This is a genomic window from Streptomyces sp. SD15, assembly GCF_054462255.1.
In genome coordinates, this window is the sequence record NZ_JBTLMO010000073.1 from 14,356 (window position 1) to 32,773 (window position 18,418).

At 71.5% G+C, this 18,418-nt stretch carries 14 protein-coding genes and 5 pseudogenes; 5 read left to right on the forward strand and 14 right to left on the reverse strand.

What is annotated here, in order from left to right:
- Window positions 1-11: 11 nt before the first annotated feature.
- The 12 genes and pseudogenes from ACX28W_RS39800 to ACX28W_RS39855 all read right to left on the reverse strand — a co-directional run.
- Window positions 12-272, reverse strand: a pseudogene (locus tag ACX28W_RS39800) (SCO5389 family protein); the annotation flags it as partial.
- Window positions 273-443: 171 nt separating this feature from the next.
- Window positions 444-761: pseudogene (locus tag ACX28W_RS39805) on the reverse strand (GTP-binding protein); the annotation flags it as partial.
- A gap of 98 nt (window positions 762-859) precedes the next feature.
- Window positions 860-2,431, reverse strand: coding sequence for an ABC transporter ATP-binding protein (locus tag ACX28W_RS39810; RefSeq protein ID WP_459005014.1), 1,572 nt, complete (start codon window positions 2,429-2,431; stop codon window positions 860-862).
- A complete protein-coding gene (locus ACX28W_RS39815; RefSeq protein WP_459005015.1) occupies window positions 2,428-3,309 on the reverse strand; it encodes an ABC transporter permease in 882 nt (293 codons plus the stop codon). Before ACX28W_RS39815 ends, ACX28W_RS39810 begins: the two co-directional genes overlap by 4 nt.
- The gene (locus ACX28W_RS39820; RefSeq protein ID WP_459005016.1) at window positions 3,306-4,259 is read right to left on the reverse strand and encodes an ABC transporter permease; all 954 of its coding nucleotides are present in this window, start codon (window positions 4,257-4,259) and stop codon (window positions 3,306-3,308) included. Before ACX28W_RS39820 ends, ACX28W_RS39815 begins: the two co-directional genes overlap by 4 nt.
- Window positions 4,256-5,830 (reverse strand): ABC transporter substrate-binding protein, encoded by a 1,575-nt coding sequence (locus tag ACX28W_RS39825; RefSeq protein ID WP_459005017.1) that lies wholly within the window; start codon window positions 5,828-5,830, stop codon window positions 4,256-4,258. The genes ACX28W_RS39820 and ACX28W_RS39825 overlap by 4 nt, the downstream gene beginning before the upstream one ends.
- 24 nt (window positions 5,831-5,854) lie before the next feature.
- Window positions 5,855-6,658, reverse strand: coding sequence for a class I SAM-dependent methyltransferase (locus tag ACX28W_RS39830; protein WP_459005018.1), 804 nt, complete (start codon window positions 6,656-6,658; stop codon window positions 5,855-5,857).
- 12 nt (window positions 6,659-6,670) lie between these two features.
- The gene (locus tag ACX28W_RS39835; protein ID WP_459005019.1) at window positions 6,671-7,933 is read right to left on the reverse strand and encodes an MFS transporter; all 1,263 of its coding nucleotides are present in this window, start codon (window positions 7,931-7,933) and stop codon (window positions 6,671-6,673) included.
- Window positions 7,917-8,975: a dipeptide epimerase gene (locus ACX28W_RS39840; RefSeq protein WP_459005020.1), complete on the reverse strand. Its 1,059-nt coding sequence runs from the start codon at window positions 8,973-8,975 to the stop codon at window positions 7,917-7,919. The genes ACX28W_RS39835 and ACX28W_RS39840 overlap by 17 nt, the downstream gene beginning before the upstream one ends.
- A complete protein-coding gene (locus ACX28W_RS39845; protein ID WP_459005021.1) occupies window positions 8,972-10,081 on the reverse strand; it encodes a PLP-dependent cysteine synthase family protein in 1,110 nt (369 codons plus the stop codon). The genes ACX28W_RS39840 and ACX28W_RS39845 overlap by 4 nt, the downstream gene beginning before the upstream one ends.
- Window positions 10,078-10,941 carry a Rossmann-like domain-containing protein gene (locus ACX28W_RS39850; protein WP_459005022.1) on the reverse strand — a complete coding sequence of 288 codons (864 nt, stop codon included), beginning with the start codon at window positions 10,939-10,941 and terminating at the stop codon, window positions 10,078-10,080. Before ACX28W_RS39850 ends, ACX28W_RS39845 begins: the two co-directional genes overlap by 4 nt.
- Window positions 10,938-12,194, reverse strand: coding sequence for an ATP-grasp domain-containing protein (locus tag ACX28W_RS39855; protein WP_459005023.1), 1,257 nt, complete (start codon window positions 12,192-12,194; stop codon window positions 10,938-10,940). Before ACX28W_RS39855 ends, ACX28W_RS39850 begins: the two co-directional genes overlap by 4 nt.
- Window positions 12,195-12,341: 147 nt before the next feature.
- Here ACX28W_RS39855 and ACX28W_RS39860 point away from each other — a divergent pair, with 147 nt between their 5' ends.
- Entirely contained in the window at window positions 12,342-12,890 is a 549-nt protein-coding gene (locus ACX28W_RS39860) for a hypothetical protein (RefSeq protein ID WP_459005024.1), read from the forward strand.
- 206 nt (window positions 12,891-13,096) lie between these two features.
- Here the strand turns inward: ACX28W_RS39860 and ACX28W_RS39865 are convergent, their stop codons facing one another.
- The gene (locus ACX28W_RS39865) at window positions 13,097-13,378 is read right to left on the reverse strand and encodes a hypothetical protein (protein ID WP_459005027.1); all 282 of its coding nucleotides are present in this window, start codon (window positions 13,376-13,378) and stop codon (window positions 13,097-13,099) included.
- A 250-nt stretch (window positions 13,379-13,628) separates the two neighbouring features.
- Between ACX28W_RS39865 and ACX28W_RS39870 the strand changes: the two are divergent.
- The 4 genes and pseudogenes from ACX28W_RS39870 to ACX28W_RS39885 all read left to right on the forward strand — a co-directional run.
- Window positions 13,629-14,093: pseudogene (locus ACX28W_RS39870) on the forward strand (dihydrofolate reductase family protein); the annotation flags it as partial.
- A 6-nt stretch (window positions 14,094-14,099) separates the two neighbouring features.
- On the forward strand, window positions 14,100-14,318 hold the full coding sequence (locus ACX28W_RS39875) for an Lcl C-terminal domain-containing protein (protein WP_459005026.1): 219 nt from the start codon (window positions 14,100-14,102) through the stop codon (window positions 14,316-14,318).
- A 98-nt stretch (window positions 14,319-14,416) separates the two neighbouring features.
- Window positions 14,417-16,333 carry an ABC transporter ATP-binding protein gene (locus ACX28W_RS39880; RefSeq protein WP_459005025.1) on the forward strand — a complete coding sequence of 639 codons (1,917 nt, stop codon included), beginning with the start codon at window positions 14,417-14,419 and terminating at the stop codon, window positions 16,331-16,333.
- A 712-nt stretch (window positions 16,334-17,045) separates the two neighbouring features.
- A pseudogene (locus ACX28W_RS39885) lies at window positions 17,046-17,972 on the forward strand (IS110 family transposase); the annotation flags it as partial.
- Window positions 17,973-18,107: 135 nt separating this feature from the next.
- On the opposite strand, the pseudogene ACX28W_RS39890 reads toward ACX28W_RS39885, so the two are convergent.
- A pseudogene (locus ACX28W_RS39890) lies at window positions 18,108-18,404 on the reverse strand (DNA cytosine methyltransferase); the annotation flags it as partial.
- Window positions 18,405-18,418: the final 14 nt, after the last annotated feature.

Consider the following 18,418-nt stretch of genomic DNA (forward strand, 5'->3'; position numbering starts at 1 on the left):
TCCCGGCGCCGACAGTCGCGGAACCCGGGTGACTGGTTGAGGATTTGGGCGCGCAGCGAGGTGGAGCGGGTGCGGGGCGCGTCGCCGCGGGGATCGGGGCGGAAGACGGCGACGCGGTGGCAGTTGCGGAAGGCCGGGGTGATGCCGAAGTGCCGTTCCAGGCTGGAGCGGATCACGTTGCCGGAAAGGGGCCGGAGCAACTGGCCGCGCTCCTGCAACGGACCTGCCGGTCGGGCATGGTGGTGGGCAGGCGCCGGTTTTCGGGGCGCCAAGCGCACAGGCCCCCTCCCATGACGGTCTGCCGATCGGTGTCCGTGCCGAGCCGGGCGGCGCCGTGGCTGCGTTCGCCGCCCGACCCGGGGTCCTCAGACGCCCGCCGCGAGTTCGGGATGCTCGTGCTCGCACGTGTCGTCGATGCCGTAGGTTTCCCACGCTGGGAACGTCAGCTCGGGCAGGAAGCCCGCGGCGTCGACAACCGTGACCATGGTGTCCAGGCGGGCGATCTCCCCGAGGGTGGCGCCGTCGTCGCGGGCGAAGGCGAACGTGGCGGCGACCGGCATTGGCTCGGAGATGCCGGACGACTCGATGAGCAGGTAGTCGAAGCGGCCCTCGCGGGCCAGCCGGTCGACCTCCTCGAGCAGGTCGTCGCGCAGGGTGCAGCAGATGCAGCCGTTGGTCATCTCGACCAGGCGTTCCTCGGTGCGCGACAGGGCGGCCTCGCCGCCGCGCACCAGGGCGGCGGCGATGTTGACCTCGCTCATGTCGTTGACGATGGGGCACTGTTGAATGCGGGCTCTCCGCTCTTGAGTCCATGGAGCAAGGGTGCAACTTTCGCATGTGTGGTTCGGTGGGGTGACGGTCACATGCTCGTTCCCGCCCCCAGCCGTGTCGTTGTTTCCATGAGCGACACGGTGAACGGGTGGCTCGGTGCGGTGAGGACTCGCCGGGCCGGTCCCTCTTCGACGAGTTCACCGGCGTCCAGGACGGCGATGCGGTGGGCCAGGGCGGCGGTGTCCAGGTCGTGGGTGATCAGGACGAGGGACAGGTCGTCGCGGTCGTGGAGCAGGGCGGTGAGGATACCGAGGATGCCCCTGCGGGTGATCGAGTCGAGGCCGGAAGTGATCTCGTCGCAGATGAGGACACGGGGCCGGGCCAGCAGGGCGCGGGCGAGGGCCGCGCGCTGGAGTTCGCCACCGGAGAGTTGCCCGGGGCGTCTGCGCACCAGGTCCTCCGGGAGACCGAGGCCGGTCAGAGTGGCCAGGGCCTCCCGTGTCGCTGCGGAGGACTCGGTGCCGCGCAGCCGTATCGCGGTGCGGGCGATCTGGTGCAGGACGGGGCGGTGTTCGTCGAAGGCGGCGCGCGCGTCCTGGAAGACGTACTGCACGGCCGCCAGTTGGGCGCGGCCGCGGTCGCGCAGGCTGCGCGGCAGCGGTGTGCCGTCGAGAAGGATCTTTCCATCGTGCTCGCGGTGGAGTCCGGCCAGACAGCGGGCGAGGGTGGTCTTGCCACTTCCGGAGCGGCCGACGACGGCCAGACTCTCGCCCGCGCGCAAGTCGAGTTCGGGGAGGCGCAGTACCTCGGTCGTGCCGCGTGTGGTGATGCGGTGACGGGCGGTCAGGCCGCGTATCCGCAGGACAGGGCGGCCGGTGCCGGTCGTGCTTTCCGGTTCCGTGAACTCCGGTTTCCCGCAGAGCAGTTCGCGGGTCCATTCGTGCTGGGGCGCGAGCAGCAGGCGTTGCGCGGCGCCCGACTCCACAACCCGGCCCGCCCGCATGACGATCACCTCGTCGGCGAGCGCCCGTACGACGTCCAGGTCGTGGCTGAGCAGGACGACGGCGATGCCGCGGGCCGCGACGGCCGCCAACTGGTCGACGATGCGGCTCTTGGTCAGGGGGTCCTGACCGGTGGTGGGCTCGTCGGCGACGACGACCCGGGCGCCGAGCAGCAGGGCCTGGGCGAGGACGACGCGTTGCTGCTGGCCGCCGGAGAGCTGGTGCGGGTATCGGTGCAACAGGGTCTCGGCGTCCGGGAGTTGGGCGTCGGCGAGGGCGCGAAGGACGCGTTCGCGGGCCGCTGTCCGGCGCCGGCCGCGGGGCAGGTGGCGTACCTGGGGGCGGGCGATGTCCGTCAGGAGGGCGGAGATGCGGCGGGCGGGGTTGAGGGCGGCGGCCGGGTGCTGGGGGATGTAGCCGACCAGGCTGTCGGCCGCCAGGTGTACGTCGCCGGTGACGTGGGCGCCGGGCGGGTACTCGCCCAGCAGGGCGAGGCCGGTGGTGGTCTTGCCGCTGCCCGAGGCGCCGACCAGGGCGGTGACCTTGCCGGGGAGGGCCTTGAGGCTCACTCCGTCGACGATCGCCCTGCCGCCGACCTCGACGCTCAGGTTCCGGATCTCGGCCACGGGCTCCTCGGTGGCGTCCTTTTCGTGGTTCACGGACGTGCTTCCTTCTCTGTCCGGCTCCGGACGGCTCCGCGCGAGCTCCCGAACTCGGTTGTGCGGGTGGCGTTTTGTCTCTCGCCCTTGTCCAGCGCGGCATCGAAGAGGAGGTTGGTGCCCATCGTCAGGGCGACGATCAGCACGGCGGGGACGATCACGGCCCACGGCTGGACGAACAGGCCGGTGCGGTTGCGGTCGACCATGACCGCCCAGTCCGCGGCGTCCGGCGCGACCCCGACACCGAGGAAGGCGGCCGTGGCGACCAGGTACAGCACGCCGGTCAGCCGGGTGCCGGCGTCGGCGGCCAGGGTGCGCAGCATGGAACGGCCGACGTAGCCGACGGCCATGCGCCACCAGGTCTCGCCCTGCATGCGCAGCGCCTCGACCGCGGGGCGGGCGGCGGCCTCCGCGGCGGCGGCACGTACGAGGCGGGCCGCGTCGGGCACGTTCACCAGTGCCACCAGCAGGGCCAGGCCGACGGGGCCGGGCGAGAACACGGTGGCGGCCAGCAGGATCAGCAGCAGCGACGGGACGGCGAGCAGGATGTCCAGGGGACGCAGCAGCAGCTCCTCCAGCCAGCGGCGGTGGGTGAGTGCGCCGGCCAGGCCGACGGGGAGCGCGACGAGATACGACAGGGCGGTGGCGGCGAGGGCGGTCAGTACGACCGGTCGGCCGCCGTGCAGCACCTGCTGCCAGACGTCGCGGCCCACGAAGTCGGTGCCGAGCCAGTGGCCGTCGCCGACGGTGAAGGACGCCGTCCGCGGTCCTGGTTCGCCGGCGAACAGCGGGCCCAGCAGGGCGAGCACGAGGGGGACGGCGACGACCGTCACGCCGAGCGCGAAGCGGGCCGTCCGTAGCTTCGGCGGCTCCGTCATGCGGCCACTCCCGCCCGGGGTGCGAGACGGTGGGCGACGAGATCAGCGCCCAGGTTCAGTACGACGGTCAGCACGCCGAACACCACGGCGAGACCCTGGACCACCGGCACGTCGCGTTCGGCGACGGCGCCCAGCAGGACGGTGCCGAGTCCTGGGATCACGTAGAGCGCCTCCACGACGATGACGCCGCACAGCAGCCAGTCGACGGTGCGGGCGAGGTGCTGGGCGGCGGGGGCCAGGGCGCCCGGCAGAGCGTGGGTGTAGCGGATGCGGGTGCCGGAGATGCCGTAGCGGCGGGCCTGGGCCACGTAGGGGGAGGCGAGCGCGTCGATCATGCCGGCCCGCACCAGGCGGGACAGGGAGCAGACCGGGCGGGACAGCAGGACCAGCACGGGCAGGACGAGCGCGGCCGGGTGACCGAGCAGGTCGGTGCCGTAGCCGACGGCGGTCGGCGGCAGCCAGCCCAGCCGGAGTGCGAGCACGGTCACCAGCAGCACGCCGAGGGCGAACTCGGGCACCGCGTACACGGCGAGCGTGACCGAGCTGATCAGCCGGTCGGCGAGGCGCCCTTCGTGACGGGCGGCGAACACGCCGAGGCCGAAGCCGATCGGGACGAGCAGGGCCACGGTGAGCGTGGCCAGCAACAGGGTCGGGCCGAAGCCGTCGGAGATGTACTGCCCGACCGGGCGGCCGGAGGTCAGGGAGGTGCCGAAGTCGCCGTGCAGAAGACCCGTCGCCCAGTCGGCCAGCCGCTCGTAGGCGGGCCTGTCGAGGTGCATGGCCTCGCGGATGGCGGCGATCCGGGTGGGGTCGGGCTGGTCGCCGGCCAGCGCGACGGCGGCGTCGCCCGGCAGCGCCTCGGTGAGCGCGAAGACCAGCAGCACGACGGCCACGGTCTGCAGGGCGCCGAGGAGCAGCCGCCGGGCGACGAAGGAACGCAGTCCGCTCACGCGAGCCAGACCTTGTCGAAGCGGGCCCAGTCGAGCGTGTTGGCAGGGGCCTTGGCCTCAACTCCCTTCACATTGCGGGCGGTTCCGAGGATCCAGTCGGCGAAGCCCCAGATGAGGAAGCCGCCCTCCGTGTACAGGCGGCGCTGCATCCGCTCGTAGACGGCCGCCCGTTCGGTCTTGTCGCGGGTGGACTGGGCCTGCTGGTAGAGGGCGTCGAAGTCCTTGTGCTGCCACTTGGTGGCGTTGGTGGTGGAGTCGGTGAGCAGGCGCTGGGAGATGTGGGCCTCGATGGGCATGGCGCCGGAGCGGTAGCAGCACAGGGTGCCGTTGTCGAGGATGTCGGCCCAGTAGGAGTCCTTGCTGCCCATCTTCACGTCGACGGTGACGCCCGCCTTCTTCGCCTGGTCGCGGAAGATGCTGGCGGCCTCGGTGAACCCGGCGGCGACGGCCGAGGTGTCGAGGGTGACCTTCAGGTTCTCGGCGCCGGCCTGCTTGAGCAGGGCGCGGGCCTCGTCGAGGTCCTGTTCGCGCTGGGGGAGGCCGTCGGCGTAGTACTCGTAGCCCTTGCCGAACAGGTCGTTGCCGATCACACCCGCGCCGGACAGGGCGCCGTCGACGAGTTCCTGGCGGTCGGCGATGAGGAAGAACGCCTCGCGTACACGCTTGTCGTCGAAGGGGGCCCGGTCGGTCTTCATGCAGAACGCCTGCATGGCGCTGTTGCGCAGCCGCACGATCTCGATCTGTCCCTTGCCCTCGTGGGCGCGGGCGGTGGTGGGGTTGAGTTCGTGGGCGTACTCGACCTGTCCGCCGAGGAGCGCGTTGACGCGGGCGGACTCCTCGTTGGCGATGACGAACTCGAGCTCGTCGAGGTGCGGGGCCCCCTCCCAGTAGTCGTCGTAGCGGCGGAAGACGGCGGAGCGGCCGGGGGCGAAGGAGACGAACCGGAAGGGGCCGGAGCCGATCGGCTTCTTGTCGAAGTCGGAGGCGTTCTCCGGGACGATGTACGCGCCGAACGCGGCCAGGACGTTGGGGAATTCGGCGGTGGGCCGCTTGAGGACGAACTCGATGCTCCGTTCGCCGGTGGTGCGGCTGGCGTCGAGGTCGATGGGGTCCAGGGACGCCCTGGCACGGAACGCCTGCTTCGGGTCGGCGATGCGCCGGTAGCTGTAGAGGACGTCGGCGGCTGTGACCGGCTTGCCGTCGTGGAAGGTCGCCTTGCGCAGGATTACCTGCCAGCGGTCCAGGGTCTTGTTCGACTCCCACTTCTCGGCGAGGCGGGGCTGGGCGGACAGGTCGGCGCCGTAGTCGGCGAGCTTGTCGTACAGCGCCTTGGCGCGGGCGGCGTCGGCGAAGAGGTTGGCCAGGTGCGGGTCGAGGGTCTCGCTCGCGCCGCCGCCGGCGAACGCGGCGCGCAGCCGCCCGCCTCTCTTCGGAGTGCCGTCGCCCTTGGCGTCGGAGCCCTCGCTGCCGGAGCCGCCGCATCCTGCCAGAGCGAGCGCGCCGAGTGAGGCGGCGCCCGTGGCGGCGAGGAAGCCGCGGCGGCGCAGACCGGGGAAGCGTTCGTCGTACATGACCGTTCCTTGGGGTTGTGGGTGTCAGTGGGTGGAGTTCAGGCGGGCGACGACGTGCAGCCGGTCCGCGTCCGTCGTGTCGCCGGGCAGCCGGCCTTCCCGCCACGGCGGCTCGGTGCGTGGACCGGGCCCGTCGTGGAGTTCGAGCACCTCGAAGCCGTGTGCGGCCAGCAGGTGACGCAGCTCCTGCGGGAACAACAGCCGCCACGCGGAACGCTGCTCGACCGCTGCCGACCCGTCGTCCACGGTCCACACGCGCGTACGGCGCAGGAGCTGGGCCGTGCGGTCCACGGTGAGCGTGGTGGTGGACTCGTGGACGGTGCCCTGCCGGGTGAAGGAATCGACCGTGGGCGTGTCCAGCAGGTCGCTACGGCCGAGGAAGTACGCGCCGTTGCGCATTTCCGCGATCAGCAGGCCGCCGGGGGCCAGGGCGCGGCGGCAGGAGGAGAGGAAGGCGTCGAGCTGGTCGTTGGTGTGGCAGTACAGCAGGGCGCTGTCCAGGCACACGACGGCGTCGAACACGCCCCGGCCCAGGTCGAAGCCGTGCAGGTCGGCCTGGACGTACTGGGGTCCGCGGTGGTGGGTGCGGGCGTGGGCGAGCATCGCGTCGGAGAGGTCGGCACCGGTCACGCTGCGGCCGGCGCCGTGGAGGTGGGCGGCGTCGCGCCCCGTGCCGCAGCCCATGTCGAGGACGCGCGGTCCCGCGCCGTGCCGCCGGAGGCAGTCCTCCGTCCAGCGCCCGGCCAGCCGGTCGGGGTCGGGGAAGCGGGCCTCGTACAGCTCGGGGTTGTCGGTGAGCAGGTTGTGCGCAGCGGTCGTAGAAGTCATCCCTGTCCCTCCTCAGGCCGTTGCGGGTACGGCGGGCTTCGACGGCGTCGGCAGCGACCCGAGCCGGTGCAGCCAGGCCACGCCCAGCGCGGAGGCGAGCCCGAACAAGGCGCAGCACGCCCACGGCAGCCAGCCGGCGTCGCCCCGCTCCCCGGTGTCCATGGCCCAGCCGACGACGGTGTTGCCGACGGCGGCGGCGATGCCGGAGACCACGTAGAAGATGCCGAAGTAGGTGCCGGTCAGCTCCGGCCGGCCGAAGCCGGGGATCAGTTCCATCACGAACGGCTGGGCGATCATCACCCCGAGGTAGAGCAGCAGGGCGCCGGCCAGGACGGGCAGGGCGCGCAGCACCGTGTCGGCCGCGCCGTCCGGACCGTCGGAGCCGACCGCCACCACGGCGGGCGGCAGGAACGCCATTGCCATGAGACCCAGGCCCGTCGCGATCCAACGCGCCCGGTCCCCCCGCCCCTTGAGGGCACGGGTGATGGGCAGCTGCAGCGCCAGGTTGGCGAGGGTGCCGACGACGAAGACGAGTCCGGCGGCGCCGTCCCAGCCGGTGGCCTGCCGGGCTCCGTCGGGCAGGAGCAGGTACAGCTGGTTCTCCAGGGTGAACATGCCGACCATGGCGAGCGCGAAGGCGAGGAAGGCCCTGTTGCCCAGGACCTCGCGCCAGTCCGCGAGGACCGTGCCCTTGCTCGGCTCGACTTCCCGGACCGGCAGCACGACGGCCTGCGCGACGGTGAGGGCGGCGAAGATCCCGGCGGCGGTGAGCGCGGACGTGCGGAAGTCCACGAGCAGCAGCGCGCTGCCCAGCAGCGGGCCGATCAGGGCGCCGGTGGTGGCGAACACGTTGAACAGGGCGAACGCCTCGGCCCTGCGCTCGGTGGCCTCCTGCGCGATGTAGGTGCGCACAGCGGGGTTGAACAGCGCCCCGGCGAGCCCGCTGAGGACGGACGCGGCGAGCAGCACGGCCAGGCTGTCGCCGAGCGCGAACAGGGCGAACCCGACGGTGCGCAGGGCACAGCCGGCGATGATGACGCCGCGTGCGCCGAGCCGGTCGGAGGCGGAGCCGCCGATGATGAACAGCCCCTGCTGGCTGAGGTTGCGCACGCCGAGCACGATGCCGACGACGGCCGCTGACATGCCCAGGTGGTCGGTGAGGTGGGTGGCGAGATAGGGGATGAGGAGGTAGAAGCCGATGTTGACGCCGAGCTGGTTGACCAGCAGGAGCTGGACCGCGAGCGGGAAACGGCGCATCTCACGCCACGCCTTCATACCCCCCCACCTCCTGAACTCCCAGGCCGGGACGGCCGCTTGCGCGGACGACGCCGTTCTCGCCGCCGATGCCGGTCCATGGGTCGTGGGCGAGCAGCAGGTGTCCGTCGAGGTCGGCCCAGCGGGCCCGGTCGGCGAGGTGGACGGCGGGCGCGAGGCCGAGACTGCTGGCGGTCAGGCAGCCCAGCATCAGCTCCGTTCCACTGCCGTCGATCGCCTCGGCGATGCGCAGGGCCGCATGCACGCCACCGCACTTGGCGAGCTTGACGTTGACTCCCTGGACGCGGCCGGCCAGGCGGCGCACGTCCTCCAGATCCACGGCGTCCTCGTCGGCGATGACCGGCAGCGGTGAGCGCTCGGCCAGCGCGCCCAGCGCTTCCGGGTCGCCGGGCGCGACGGGCTGCTCCACGGCCTCGACGCCGAGGTCGGCGAACCGGTGCAGCAGCGCCTCGGCCTGCACCACCGTCCAGGCGCCGTTGGGGTCGAGCAGGAGCCGGGCCCGGGGCGCCGCGTCGCGGATGACGCGGACGCGCTCCACGTCGTCCTCCGGGTCGGGGGTTCCCGCCTTGACCTTGATGATCTCGAAGCCGCTCGCTGCGAGACAGCGGGCCTGTGTCGCCGCGTGGGCGAGGGAGGTGATGCCGATGGTGCGGGCGGTGGCCGCGACCGGAGGTACGGCATCACCGAGCAGCCGGTGGACGGGGCTGTCCGCGCGCTTGCCGACGAGGTCGAGCAGCGCGGCCTCGGCGGCCGCGGTCACGGCCGGGGGAGTGCTCGCGTCGGCCGACTCGCCCGCCCGCAGGGCCTCAAGTGCGCTCTCGGGATCGGGGAAGCGGGCGAGATTCGTACCGGCGGTGGTGAGGAGCCGTTCCAGGCTCTGGGCGTCGAGTCCGTAGTAGACGCTGGTGACGGCCTCACCATGGCCACTGGTGCCGTCGTGCTCGATGGTCAGCCACACGGCGTCGCGGGTGGCCATGGTGGAGCGGGAGATGCGCAGCGGCTCGGCGAGATCGAGGCGTACGGTGCGCAGGTTGGCCTTCACGGGGTCCTTTCCGGATGGGATACGGCATGGGGGGCGGCCTTCAGCGGGTCGGTGACGCGGATGCAGCGCACCCAGCCGGTGGCCTCGGCCGCGCCGGGGTGCGGGATCTCGACGGGCCGGGTGGCCGCGGCGCTCGGGTCGAGGCCGTGGGCGGCGGCGAAGTCGTCGTCGTAGACCGTGCCCAGGTAGCGGTGCGGGCCGTCGGGGAAGACGGTGGCGACGACCGCGCAGGGATGGACGCGGGCGGCCCAGGCGGCGACGCGGGCGGCGGCGCCCGTGCTCCAGCCGCCGCTGACGAAACTGCCGCGGGCCAGTCGGCGGCAGCTGTCCACGGCCTCGGCCGGGCCGACCCAGTGGACCTCGTCGAAGGCGTCGTAGGCGACATTGCGCGGGTGGATGCTGCTGCCCAGGCCGCGCATCAGCCTCGGCCGTGCGGGCTGGCCGAAGATGGTGGAGCCGGTCGAGTCGACACCGATCAGCCGCAGCGCGGGCCAGCGCCGCCGCAGCGGGCCGATGATCCCCGCACTGTGTCCGCCGGTGCCGACACTGCACACCAGGATGTCCAGATGGTCGAGCCGGTCGACGAGTTCGGCGGCCAGGGAGGCGTAACCGGCGCTGTTGTCGGGGTTGTTGTACTGGTCCGGCCAGTACGCGCCGGGCAGCACCGCGAGCAGCTCCCGCAACCGGCCCAGCCGCGCCGCCTGCCAGCCGCCCCGGGGCGCCGGGCGGTCCACGATCTCCAGCCGCACACCATGGGCGCGCAGCAACTGCCTCATGGACGGCTCCAGTTCACTGTCGCAGACCAGCACGACGGGATGACCGAGAGCCTGGCCCGCGAAGGCGAGCCCGAGGCCGAGCGTGCCCGAGGTGGACTCCACCACCGGTGCGCCGGACCGCAGTTCACCGCGCTCACGGGCGCCCAGCAGCATCGACACGGCCGCCCGCGCCTTCATACCGCCCGCCGCCAGCCCTTCGAGCTTGGCCCAGAAGCCGGGATGCGGGCCGGGCAGGTCGGCCGTGATGCGGACCAGGGGCGTGCGGCCGAGCAGGGCGAGCAGTTCCGGGCGTTCCGGGCCGGCGAGGGGGCGTACGGCCGCCGTGGTCATCGTCCGCCCTCCGGACAGGGGCCACCGTAGCGGTGCACGGTGCCGGGACCGCCGTCGAGCCAGAAGAAGGGAAACGGCTCGGCGCACACCGCGCTCACCCCATGGCCGAGAAAGCGGGGCAGTACGGCGCTGCCGGTCTGGGCGAACATCACCAACTGCTTGCCATGAGCCAGCGCGTGCCGCCGCAGCGGCTCGAAAGTGCCGTTGCCCAGCGTCATCCCGGACACCAGCAGGGCGTCACAGCGGTCGGCCTCGGCCAGCGCGTCGGTGACGACCGCCTCACCCCACTCGGTCAGCCCGCCCTTGAGGTCACAGGGCACATAGCCCCGCCCACGCGAACGCAACGCCTCTAGAAGCGAGTTGACGACCCCCACCACCAGCACGGTCGCGTCGGTCGGCAGATCGAGCAGCGCGACGACGGCCTTCGCCCGGGCCCGGGACTTCTCCAGCGACGTCCCGGCGGGCAGCGGGACGGGCCGCGCCCCGTTCTGCGGAGTGTGCGCAGCAACGTGCATCAGATAGGCGTCCAGCGCGGCCACACGCACCGGCAGCAGCGGATGCTCCAGCAGGTGAGCCACGTTCGCGCCCACACACTCCTCGACCGCACGGTCCGGCAGCGCCCCGGGCTCGACCGCGCACGAGCCGACGGCCCCGCCCAGACGCAGGCTGAGGACCTCGTTGCGGTAGCCGGTGCCGCGCCCGTCGTGCCGTACCGCCTGCCGCGTGGTGAAGGCCACGGCGATCCTCTGCGTGGCCGGATCCGGACCCAGCTCACCGGCGCGGACACGCGCCACGAGCTCGTCGTACGACTCGTATGTCTCGAATGCCGCCCGGCGGGCTGTGCCGGTGACGGCGGTCATCGGATCACCAGCCCGGATCGCAGCTCACCGAGCAGGACCTCGACGTGGCCGCGGGCGCCCAGCCCCTCGGCGTCACCCGCCATGACGTGCCCGAGGTACTCGTTGTTGCTGCCCGCCGCCTTCACCTGCGTGCCGGGATCGGCGAGCTGCACCTCCAGCACACCGGGCGCGTCTTGGAGTTCGCCGCCGTCCAGCGACTCGAGCGTGCCCGAGGTCTCCGGCACGAGGAAGCCGATGGCCGCGCTGCGCAGCCCTGTGTCGCTGCGCCGCAGGTCGGGATCGCGGCCGAGGGACACCTCCACGAAGGCCGCGGCCAGGTCGATGCCGGTCACGTGGCGGACCAGCTCGGTGATGCGGTTCCCGGCGGGCCGAGGATTGACCTCGACCACGCGCGGACCGGCGGAGGTCAGCTTGATCTCGGTGTGCGCCACCACGCCGTCGGTCAGTCCGAGCGCCTTGAGCGCGGCGAGAGCCGTCTGCTCGGCGGCCTCGGCGGCGGCCGCCGGCAGAGCGGCCGGGAACATGTGCCCGGTCTCGATGAACGCGGGCGCCCCGCCGATGCTCTTGTCGGTCACGCCCACCACCTGGACCGCACCCGCGTGCGACACCGTCTCGACGCTCACCTCGGGGCCGTCCAACAGCTCCTCCAGCAGGACGGCGGGCTCCCGGCGCTGTCCGCGGGCGTTGACCGGGAAGTCGGCCAGCACCCGTACGGCGGCGGCGAGTTGCTCCTCGTCGTCCACACGCCGCACGTACATGCCCGCGCACAGGTCGACCGGCTTGACGACCATCGGGTAGCCGATAACCCGCGCCGCCCCGGCGATGTCGGCCCACTCCACGTGCACGGCGAAGCGCGGCCCGGGAACCCCCGCGTCGGCGAGGACGCGGCGGGTGGAGTCCTTGCGGCAGGCGTCCTGAACCGCCTCCGGGGTCGAGCCCGGCAGGCCCAGGTGCCCGGCGATCCGGGCCACGGTCGGCAGGTAGTAGTCGCAGGAAGTGATCACGCCGTCGAAGCGCAGCACGTCGTGCAGCCGCTCGATCTCCGGCAGCAGGGCGTCGGTGGCGTTGGTGTCGGCGGTGATCACGTTGCGGGCGCCGAGCAGCGGGTGCGCCGCCCCATCGGGCGCCGAGCGGAGGTAGTGATGCAGGTCGCGGGTGAGGAACGTGAACTCGTGCCCGCCCTCCCGGATCGCCCGTGGCAGCAGTCTGCTCATCGACCCGACCCAGCTCTCGACCATCAGCAGATGAGCCACAACTCCCCTTTTCGTACCAGTGGTTCAGACGTCAGGACAGCCCGGAGAACCCTCGGATGGGAGGGACCGGGCTTTGCGCACCGCACACGCTAGCGATAATCATTTTCATTTACCAGCCCCTTACCGAAGCCGTCGGGAGACAACCCCTTGCCTCGTCCCAGCGCCCTGCTGTGCGCCCTCGCCGCCGCGGCGGCCCCATTGCCCGCCATCCCCGCGCAGGCCACCGCCCCCGAAACACAGGCCCTCCACTTCGACGCCTGCCCCCGACTCCGTGCCGAGGCCCGCGGCCCCGGACCACGTCGAGTGCGGGCGGATCAGCGTCCCACTCGACTGGAACCGCCCCCGGGGACCGCGCATCGAGGTGGCGGTCTCGCGCGTACCCGCCTCCGGCACGCCTGCCGAGCGGCGCGGCTCCTGCTGGTGAATCCGGGAGGTCCGGGCGGTTCGGGCCTGCCCTACGCGGTGACCAAGCGCGCCAAACTCCCCGAGAGTGTGCGCCGCGCGTACGACATCATCGGCTTCGACCCGCGTGGAGTCGGCCAGAGCGCACCGGCCGACTGCGGAGCGATGGGCGGTCTCTTCGGCAGCCCGGGTGCCGACCCCGTACCCGTCGAACGGCGGCTGACGACTTCTACGAGCAGTGGCGACAGCGCGCGCTCTCGGGTTCGGGCGACGTCACTAGGCGGTGGGCACTGAGCGGCGAGACGTTCTACGTCCCCTGCCCCGCGTGCGGCGACGACGCCGCGGTCCCGGACGCCCCCGCCACCGCCCAGCCCGCCGCCGATGACCTGCCCCTGTGCTTCGCATGTGGCACCCGCCTCCAGCCCTGTGCCGCCGGCTGCGGCAATCTGGTGGGAACTCCCGCTGGCTGTGCGGCGACCTGCGGCGCGCCTCCCGGAAGGTCATGGTTCGTTCAGCACGGTGCCGTCCCCCTCCACGAGACGTCCGGGCAACTCCTCCGGCTCCACCCCCTCCACCAGGACGAACCGGTAGGACGTGCGATTGTTGCCCGGGTCCGGCTCCGCGAGCCACGCCAGGTCGCTCGGGTCGAGCCCGGCCGTCGGCCTCGGTGCCTCACCCGCCTGCCCGCCCCTCGGCGTGGACAGCAGCTCCCGGCCCCGCTCTGGAGCCTCGACGGCTTCGGCGCCGCCAGTGGCAACTGGACCGGCTACTGGGGCAAGCAAGGCCCCGAGCTCCTCGACCACCGCCTAGGGCCTGTCCGGCGGATCATGCCGGAGACGCGGGGTCTGGCACGCCGATCTGCGGCGTTGTCGTCGGTTGCCGACTCCCCCAAGTTCTCGGCTTCGCTCGAACAGGGGGGACCCCCATCGCGTCGACGCCCTCCTCCGCCTTGCAGCTCGACGCACCAGACCCCGCTCACCTGCGCCGACAAGGCACCGCCGCTTCCCTCCGACCTGATCCGCCGGACAGGCCCTAGCCCTGTACCGCGAGGAGCAGCGGATGGTCTTCGGGGCCAAGACGTATCGGGCGTTCGCGCGGATGCTGGCCTCGAGTACCGAGGGGTCCGAGGTGCGTGACCCATGGGTCACACGGATGAGGAGCCTGCCGGCAACGGTGGTGTCGACCACACTGGAGGGATCCCTCGACTGGCCCGATGCGAACGTCGTGAGCGGTGACGCCGTTGACGTCGTCGCTCGGCTCAAGGACGAGTCCGAGGTGCCGTTGCGCTCGCACGGCAGCCTGTCGATGAACCGGGCGCTGATGGCCGCCGGTCTGGTCGACCGCGTCCAGGTGACGCTCTTCCCTGTGATCACCGGTCAGACCGGGCTGGACCCGATCTTCCAGGGTGCGGCCGACTTCGACCTCAAGCTGATCGAGCGCCGGACGCTCGACGGCCACATCCGAGAGCTCATCTACCGGCCCACCCTGCATGTCTGAGACGCCATCCGCTTTCCGAACAAAGAACTCGCCACCACGGTCGACGAGAGCCGAGTGGCCCCCGCCGTCGACCCCGCCGCCTTCCCGGCGACCCAGAAGGACGCCTGGTACTGGACGGCCGGTGCCTCCGACCCCGAGCCCGCCGTGCGCTGGGCCCTGAACTACGACGACGGCTGCACCAACTACCGCAAGCTCACCACTGGATACGTTCGCTGCGTACGCTGAACGCAGCAGTGTCCGGTTCTCGCCAGTCCGCGGTAAATGCCTGGACTGAGGACCTCCCCCGACGGGACACTTCCGACTTCCGAACGTCCGGGAGTGTGATGGGGACAACAGACACGCGAGGGCCGACGCCGGGCAGGAGCGCGGTCGTTCTGGCACTGCGCCGCTACGGCCGGGAACTGCTGCGACTACGACGGCTGGCCCTGCCCGCGCTGCTGCTGCCGGCCGTGGGCAACATCGGCATCCGCTACGTCGCCCCCCTGCTGATCGCCAAACTGGCAGGACAGGCCGCCGACGACGGCGGTCTCACCCTCAGCTCGGCGCTGCCGTACGTGCTGGGCTTCGGCGTGACGCTGCTGCTCGCCGAGGCCGTGTGGCGGGTCGGGCAGCACTGCCTGAACCGCGTGGACGCCCTCGGCATGGAACACCTGTACGTGAGCGGCATGGACGAACTCCTCGCCAAGGACGCGGCATTCTTCCACGACAACTTCGCCGGCTCCCTGACCAAACGGGTGCTGAGCTTCGGCAAGCGCTTCGAGGACTTCGTCGACACGGTGACGTACCGGATCGTGGGCAGTCTCGTCCCCCTGATGTTCGGTGCCGTGGTGCTGTGGAGCTACGAACCGATGCTCGTCGCCGGCCTTCTTGTGATGATCGCGCTGACCGTGGTGGCCGCGACACCTCTGATCCGCCGCCGGCAGAGGCTCGTCAACGACCGTGAGGCGGCGATCGCCCGGGTCTCCGGCCACGTCGCCGACAGTCTCATGAACATGGAGACCATCCGGGCGTTCGCGGCCGAGCGGCGGGAGGCCGACGAACACCGCAGCCGTGTCGCGGACTCCCGGCGCCTGACGCTGAGGTCGTGGGACTACGGCAATCTGCGCGTCGACACCCTGATCGCCCCCCTGTCCGTGCTGACCAACGTGCTGGGCCTGTTGGTCGCCATCGCCTTCGGTGGCCCGGGCCAGGGAGTGGAGGAGGTCGTCGTCGCTTTCACCTACTACTCCAACGCGACCCAGATCATGTTCGAGTTCAACCAGATCTACCGGCGTCTGGAAAGCTCGATGACCGAGGCCGCGCAGTTCACCGAGCTGCTGCTGGATCCGCCCACCGTGCTCGACCCGAGGGAACCCGAACCGCTCGTACCACGGGACACCGGCATCCGCTTCGAGGCGGTGACCTTCGCTCACGCGGGTGCGAAGCCGATTTTCCAGGGACTCGACCTGGACGTGCCCGCAGGCGCACGGATCGGTCTGGTCGGCAGGTCCGGCGGCGGCAAGACCACACTCACCCGGCTCCTGCTGCGGATGTCGGACATCGACGACGGACGCATCCTGATCGGTGGTCAGGACATCAGCCGGCTGCGTCAGACCGACCTGCGCTCACTGATCGCCTACGTCCCGCAGGAACCCGCCATGTTCCACCGCAGCCTGCGGGACAACATCGCCTTCGCCCGGCCAGGCGCCACCGACGAGGAGATCCACGCGGCGGCCGCGGCCGCGCACGTCACGGAGTTCGCCGACCAACTCCCCGACGGCTTCGGCACTCTGGTGGGGGAGCGGGGAGTGAAACTCTCGGGCGGCCAGCGCCAGCGCGTCGCCCTCGCCAGGGCCATCCTGCGCGACGCCCCGATTCTGCTGCTCGACGAGGCGACCAGCGCGCTGGACTCGGAGAGCGAGCTCCTCGTCCAGGACGCCCTGTGGCGGTTGATGGACGGGCGTACGGCCCTCGTGGTCGCCCACCGTCTGAGCACCGTCGCCGGCATGGACCGTCTCGTCGTCCTCGACCGCGGAAGCGTCGTCGAGCAGGGCACCCACGAGGAGCTGCTCGCGGCGAGCGGTGCCTACGCCAAGCTGTGGCAGCACCAGTCGGGCGGCTTCCTCGGCGAGAGCACCGAGTCGGGCCTCGGACGCCCGGTCCCAGGAGCCGGTGCCAGCGGGCTGCCCGGACCTGCCGACCCGCCGGACGGGGACCGCAGGACGTCGTCGCACGCTCCTACGAGCACCGGGTCCACGTGACCGAGTCGGTTCCCGTACATCCTCGACCGCAGGCGGCGTCACGCTGATACGTCCGTCGCGTGCGGCAAACCGCGAAGCGCCGGGGAAGAACGACCGCTGCTCCCGGACCGGCCGACGCGGTCCGGGAGCAGTCGGGAGGAAGGGGAATCCCCGGATCCGCAGGCGCCGGAAGTCATGCAGCCAGGCAACGTCCGCTCGACAACCCAGCGCTAGGTGCCTTGAGCAGTGCTCTGCCGGGTCCTGCGGCGGGCAGGTGCCGGGTCGATATCAGCTACTTCCGGGTACGCGGGGATCACACAGGCGCGGCAAGCGCGCCCCGCAGGCGTACGAGGTGCCATCCTCGCGTCGCACAGCGAGCGGACACGTTCACACTGGGCCCCGCCATTCGCCGGCGCCGTTGGTGAGTCCTGGGGGCTGACCATGATGTCGACCTTGGCGATCCGTTGTAGTCAGCCAGAGCCGGATTCAGGGTGTTCCATGAGGTGGGATTCATGTTCTGCGGCTCTGGGCCGGGGGGCTTTGAGCGTGGGAAGAATTGGCGGGTGCTGTCCTGCGGCGGGGTCTGACTCTTGAGATCTCTGGCCGGGGTGTCTTGCTCACGCTGTGTCGACCGCTGGCCGAGGATGGTGCGTTGCTGGTACCGGGCTGGCCGGGTGTGTCTCGATAGGGGCTTGCCGACCAGGCGTCGTCACGGTTCTGACCGTCCGCGCGGTCCGGTGCCGGCTACGCGATGCGCCATCGGGTCGGAAGGTCCAGGGGGCTGGGCACGGTGCGGCGGGCCGGAGTGGAGGGGACCGGCTCCTTCGGGGCGGCCCTGTCCCGCTACCTGCTGACCCAGGGCGTGGACGTGTTCGACGTGAACCGGCCCGACCGGACCGACCGCCGCCGGCGCGGCAAGTCGGACCCGCTCGACGCCCAGAACGCGGCCCGGGCGGTGCTGAGCGGGCGGGCGCGCGCCCAGGCCAAGTCAGACGATGGACCGGTGCAGATCGCCCGGATGTACAAACTTGCCAAGGGCTCGGCAGTAAAGGCCCGCACCCAGGCGATCAACCAGCTCAAGGCCGTCCTCGTCAGTGCCGACCCGAACCTGCGGGAAGAACTGGCCGGGCTGAACAATGCAGATCTTTTCCGTACCTGTGCAGGGCTCGCCGACGACGGCGACGAGGACGGTGAGGAGGCGGTGCTGCAGGCCACCCGCATCACACTGCGTCTGCTGGCCCAGCGAATCGGACAGCTCACGGAACAGATCCAGGACTTGGACGGCCGCCTGGCCCGGCTCGTGGAACGCCACGCTCCGCAGCTGCTCATGGTGGTGGGTATCGGTCCCGACACGGCCGTCACTTTGCTGATCACCGTGGGGGACAACCCAGAACGCCTGGGCAGTGAGGCGTCCTTCGCCGCGCTGTGCGGGGCCAGCCCCGTCGAGTGTTCCTCGGGCAGTCGCCAGTACCGTCGCCTCAACCGTGGCGGCGACCGTCAGGCCAACGCCGCCCTGCACCGGATCGTGCAGACTCGCCTGCGCGTCGATCCATGCACCCGGGACTACTACGAACGCAAGACCCGTCGCGAAATCGTCCGATGCCTCAAACGCTACGCTGCCCGGGAGGTCTTCCACCTGGTCAGGCCCACACTGCCATAACCCCTGCTATAGGCTCAGTGATACGGCGGAGCCCCTCGGGAACCATCCGGAGCACCTTGCCGAACCAGCGGCGCTGCGGTTCGGACAGGAGGGCGCCGAGCAGGGCCTGCTCGGCGTAGTACACCGGTGGACCTCCTCACGGCCGGCGGCGAGATCGGAGACTGCCTGGCGGTCGAGCGGCTGGTCGACCAGGCCAGGACGCTTGCCCGCCATCGACCACGCCTGGCACGGCGGGGAGGCGGTCAGCCCGGGAATCCGACCGGAGAAGATCCATACGGTGTAGCGGGCGACATCGGTCTGGATCGTCAACTGAACGACTCGAGCCCGGGTTTTGCAGGCCCAGCTGTCCCACTCCAGGCCGATGTCCCAGGCCCCGGGGACGGTGAGGGCGTGGCTCCAGCCGCCGGGGCCGGCGAACAGGTCGAGGATGATCCGCCTCACGAGGC

Excerpts from the sequence above, each read along its gene's own strand:
- ACX28W_RS39830 (WP_459005018.1), bottom strand. The coding sequence starts at position 6,658 with ATGACTTCTACGACCGCTGCGCACAACCTGCTCACCGACAACCCCGAG.
- ACX28W_RS39845 (WP_459005021.1), bottom strand. The coding sequence starts at position 10,081 with ATGACCACGGCGGCCGTACGCCCCCTCGCCGGCCCGGAACGCCCGGAA.
- ACX28W_RS39815 (WP_459005015.1), bottom strand. The coding sequence starts at position 3,309 with ATGACGGAGCCGCCGAAGCTACGGACGGCCCGCTTCGCGCTCGGCGTG.
- ACX28W_RS39835 (WP_459005019.1), bottom strand. The coding sequence starts at position 7,933 with ATGAAGGCGTGGCGTGAGATGCGCCGTTTCCCGCTCGCGGTCCAGCTC.
- ACX28W_RS39880 (WP_459005025.1), top strand. The coding sequence starts at position 14,417 with ATGGGGACAACAGACACGCGAGGGCCGACGCCGGGCAGGAGCGCGGTC.
- ACX28W_RS39850 (WP_459005022.1), bottom strand. The coding sequence starts at position 10,941 with ATGACCGCCGTCACCGGCACAGCCCGCCGGGCGGCATTCGAGACATAC.
- ACX28W_RS39825 (WP_459005017.1), bottom strand. The coding sequence starts at position 5,830 with ATGTACGACGAACGCTTCCCCGGTCTGCGCCGCCGCGGCTTCCTCGCC.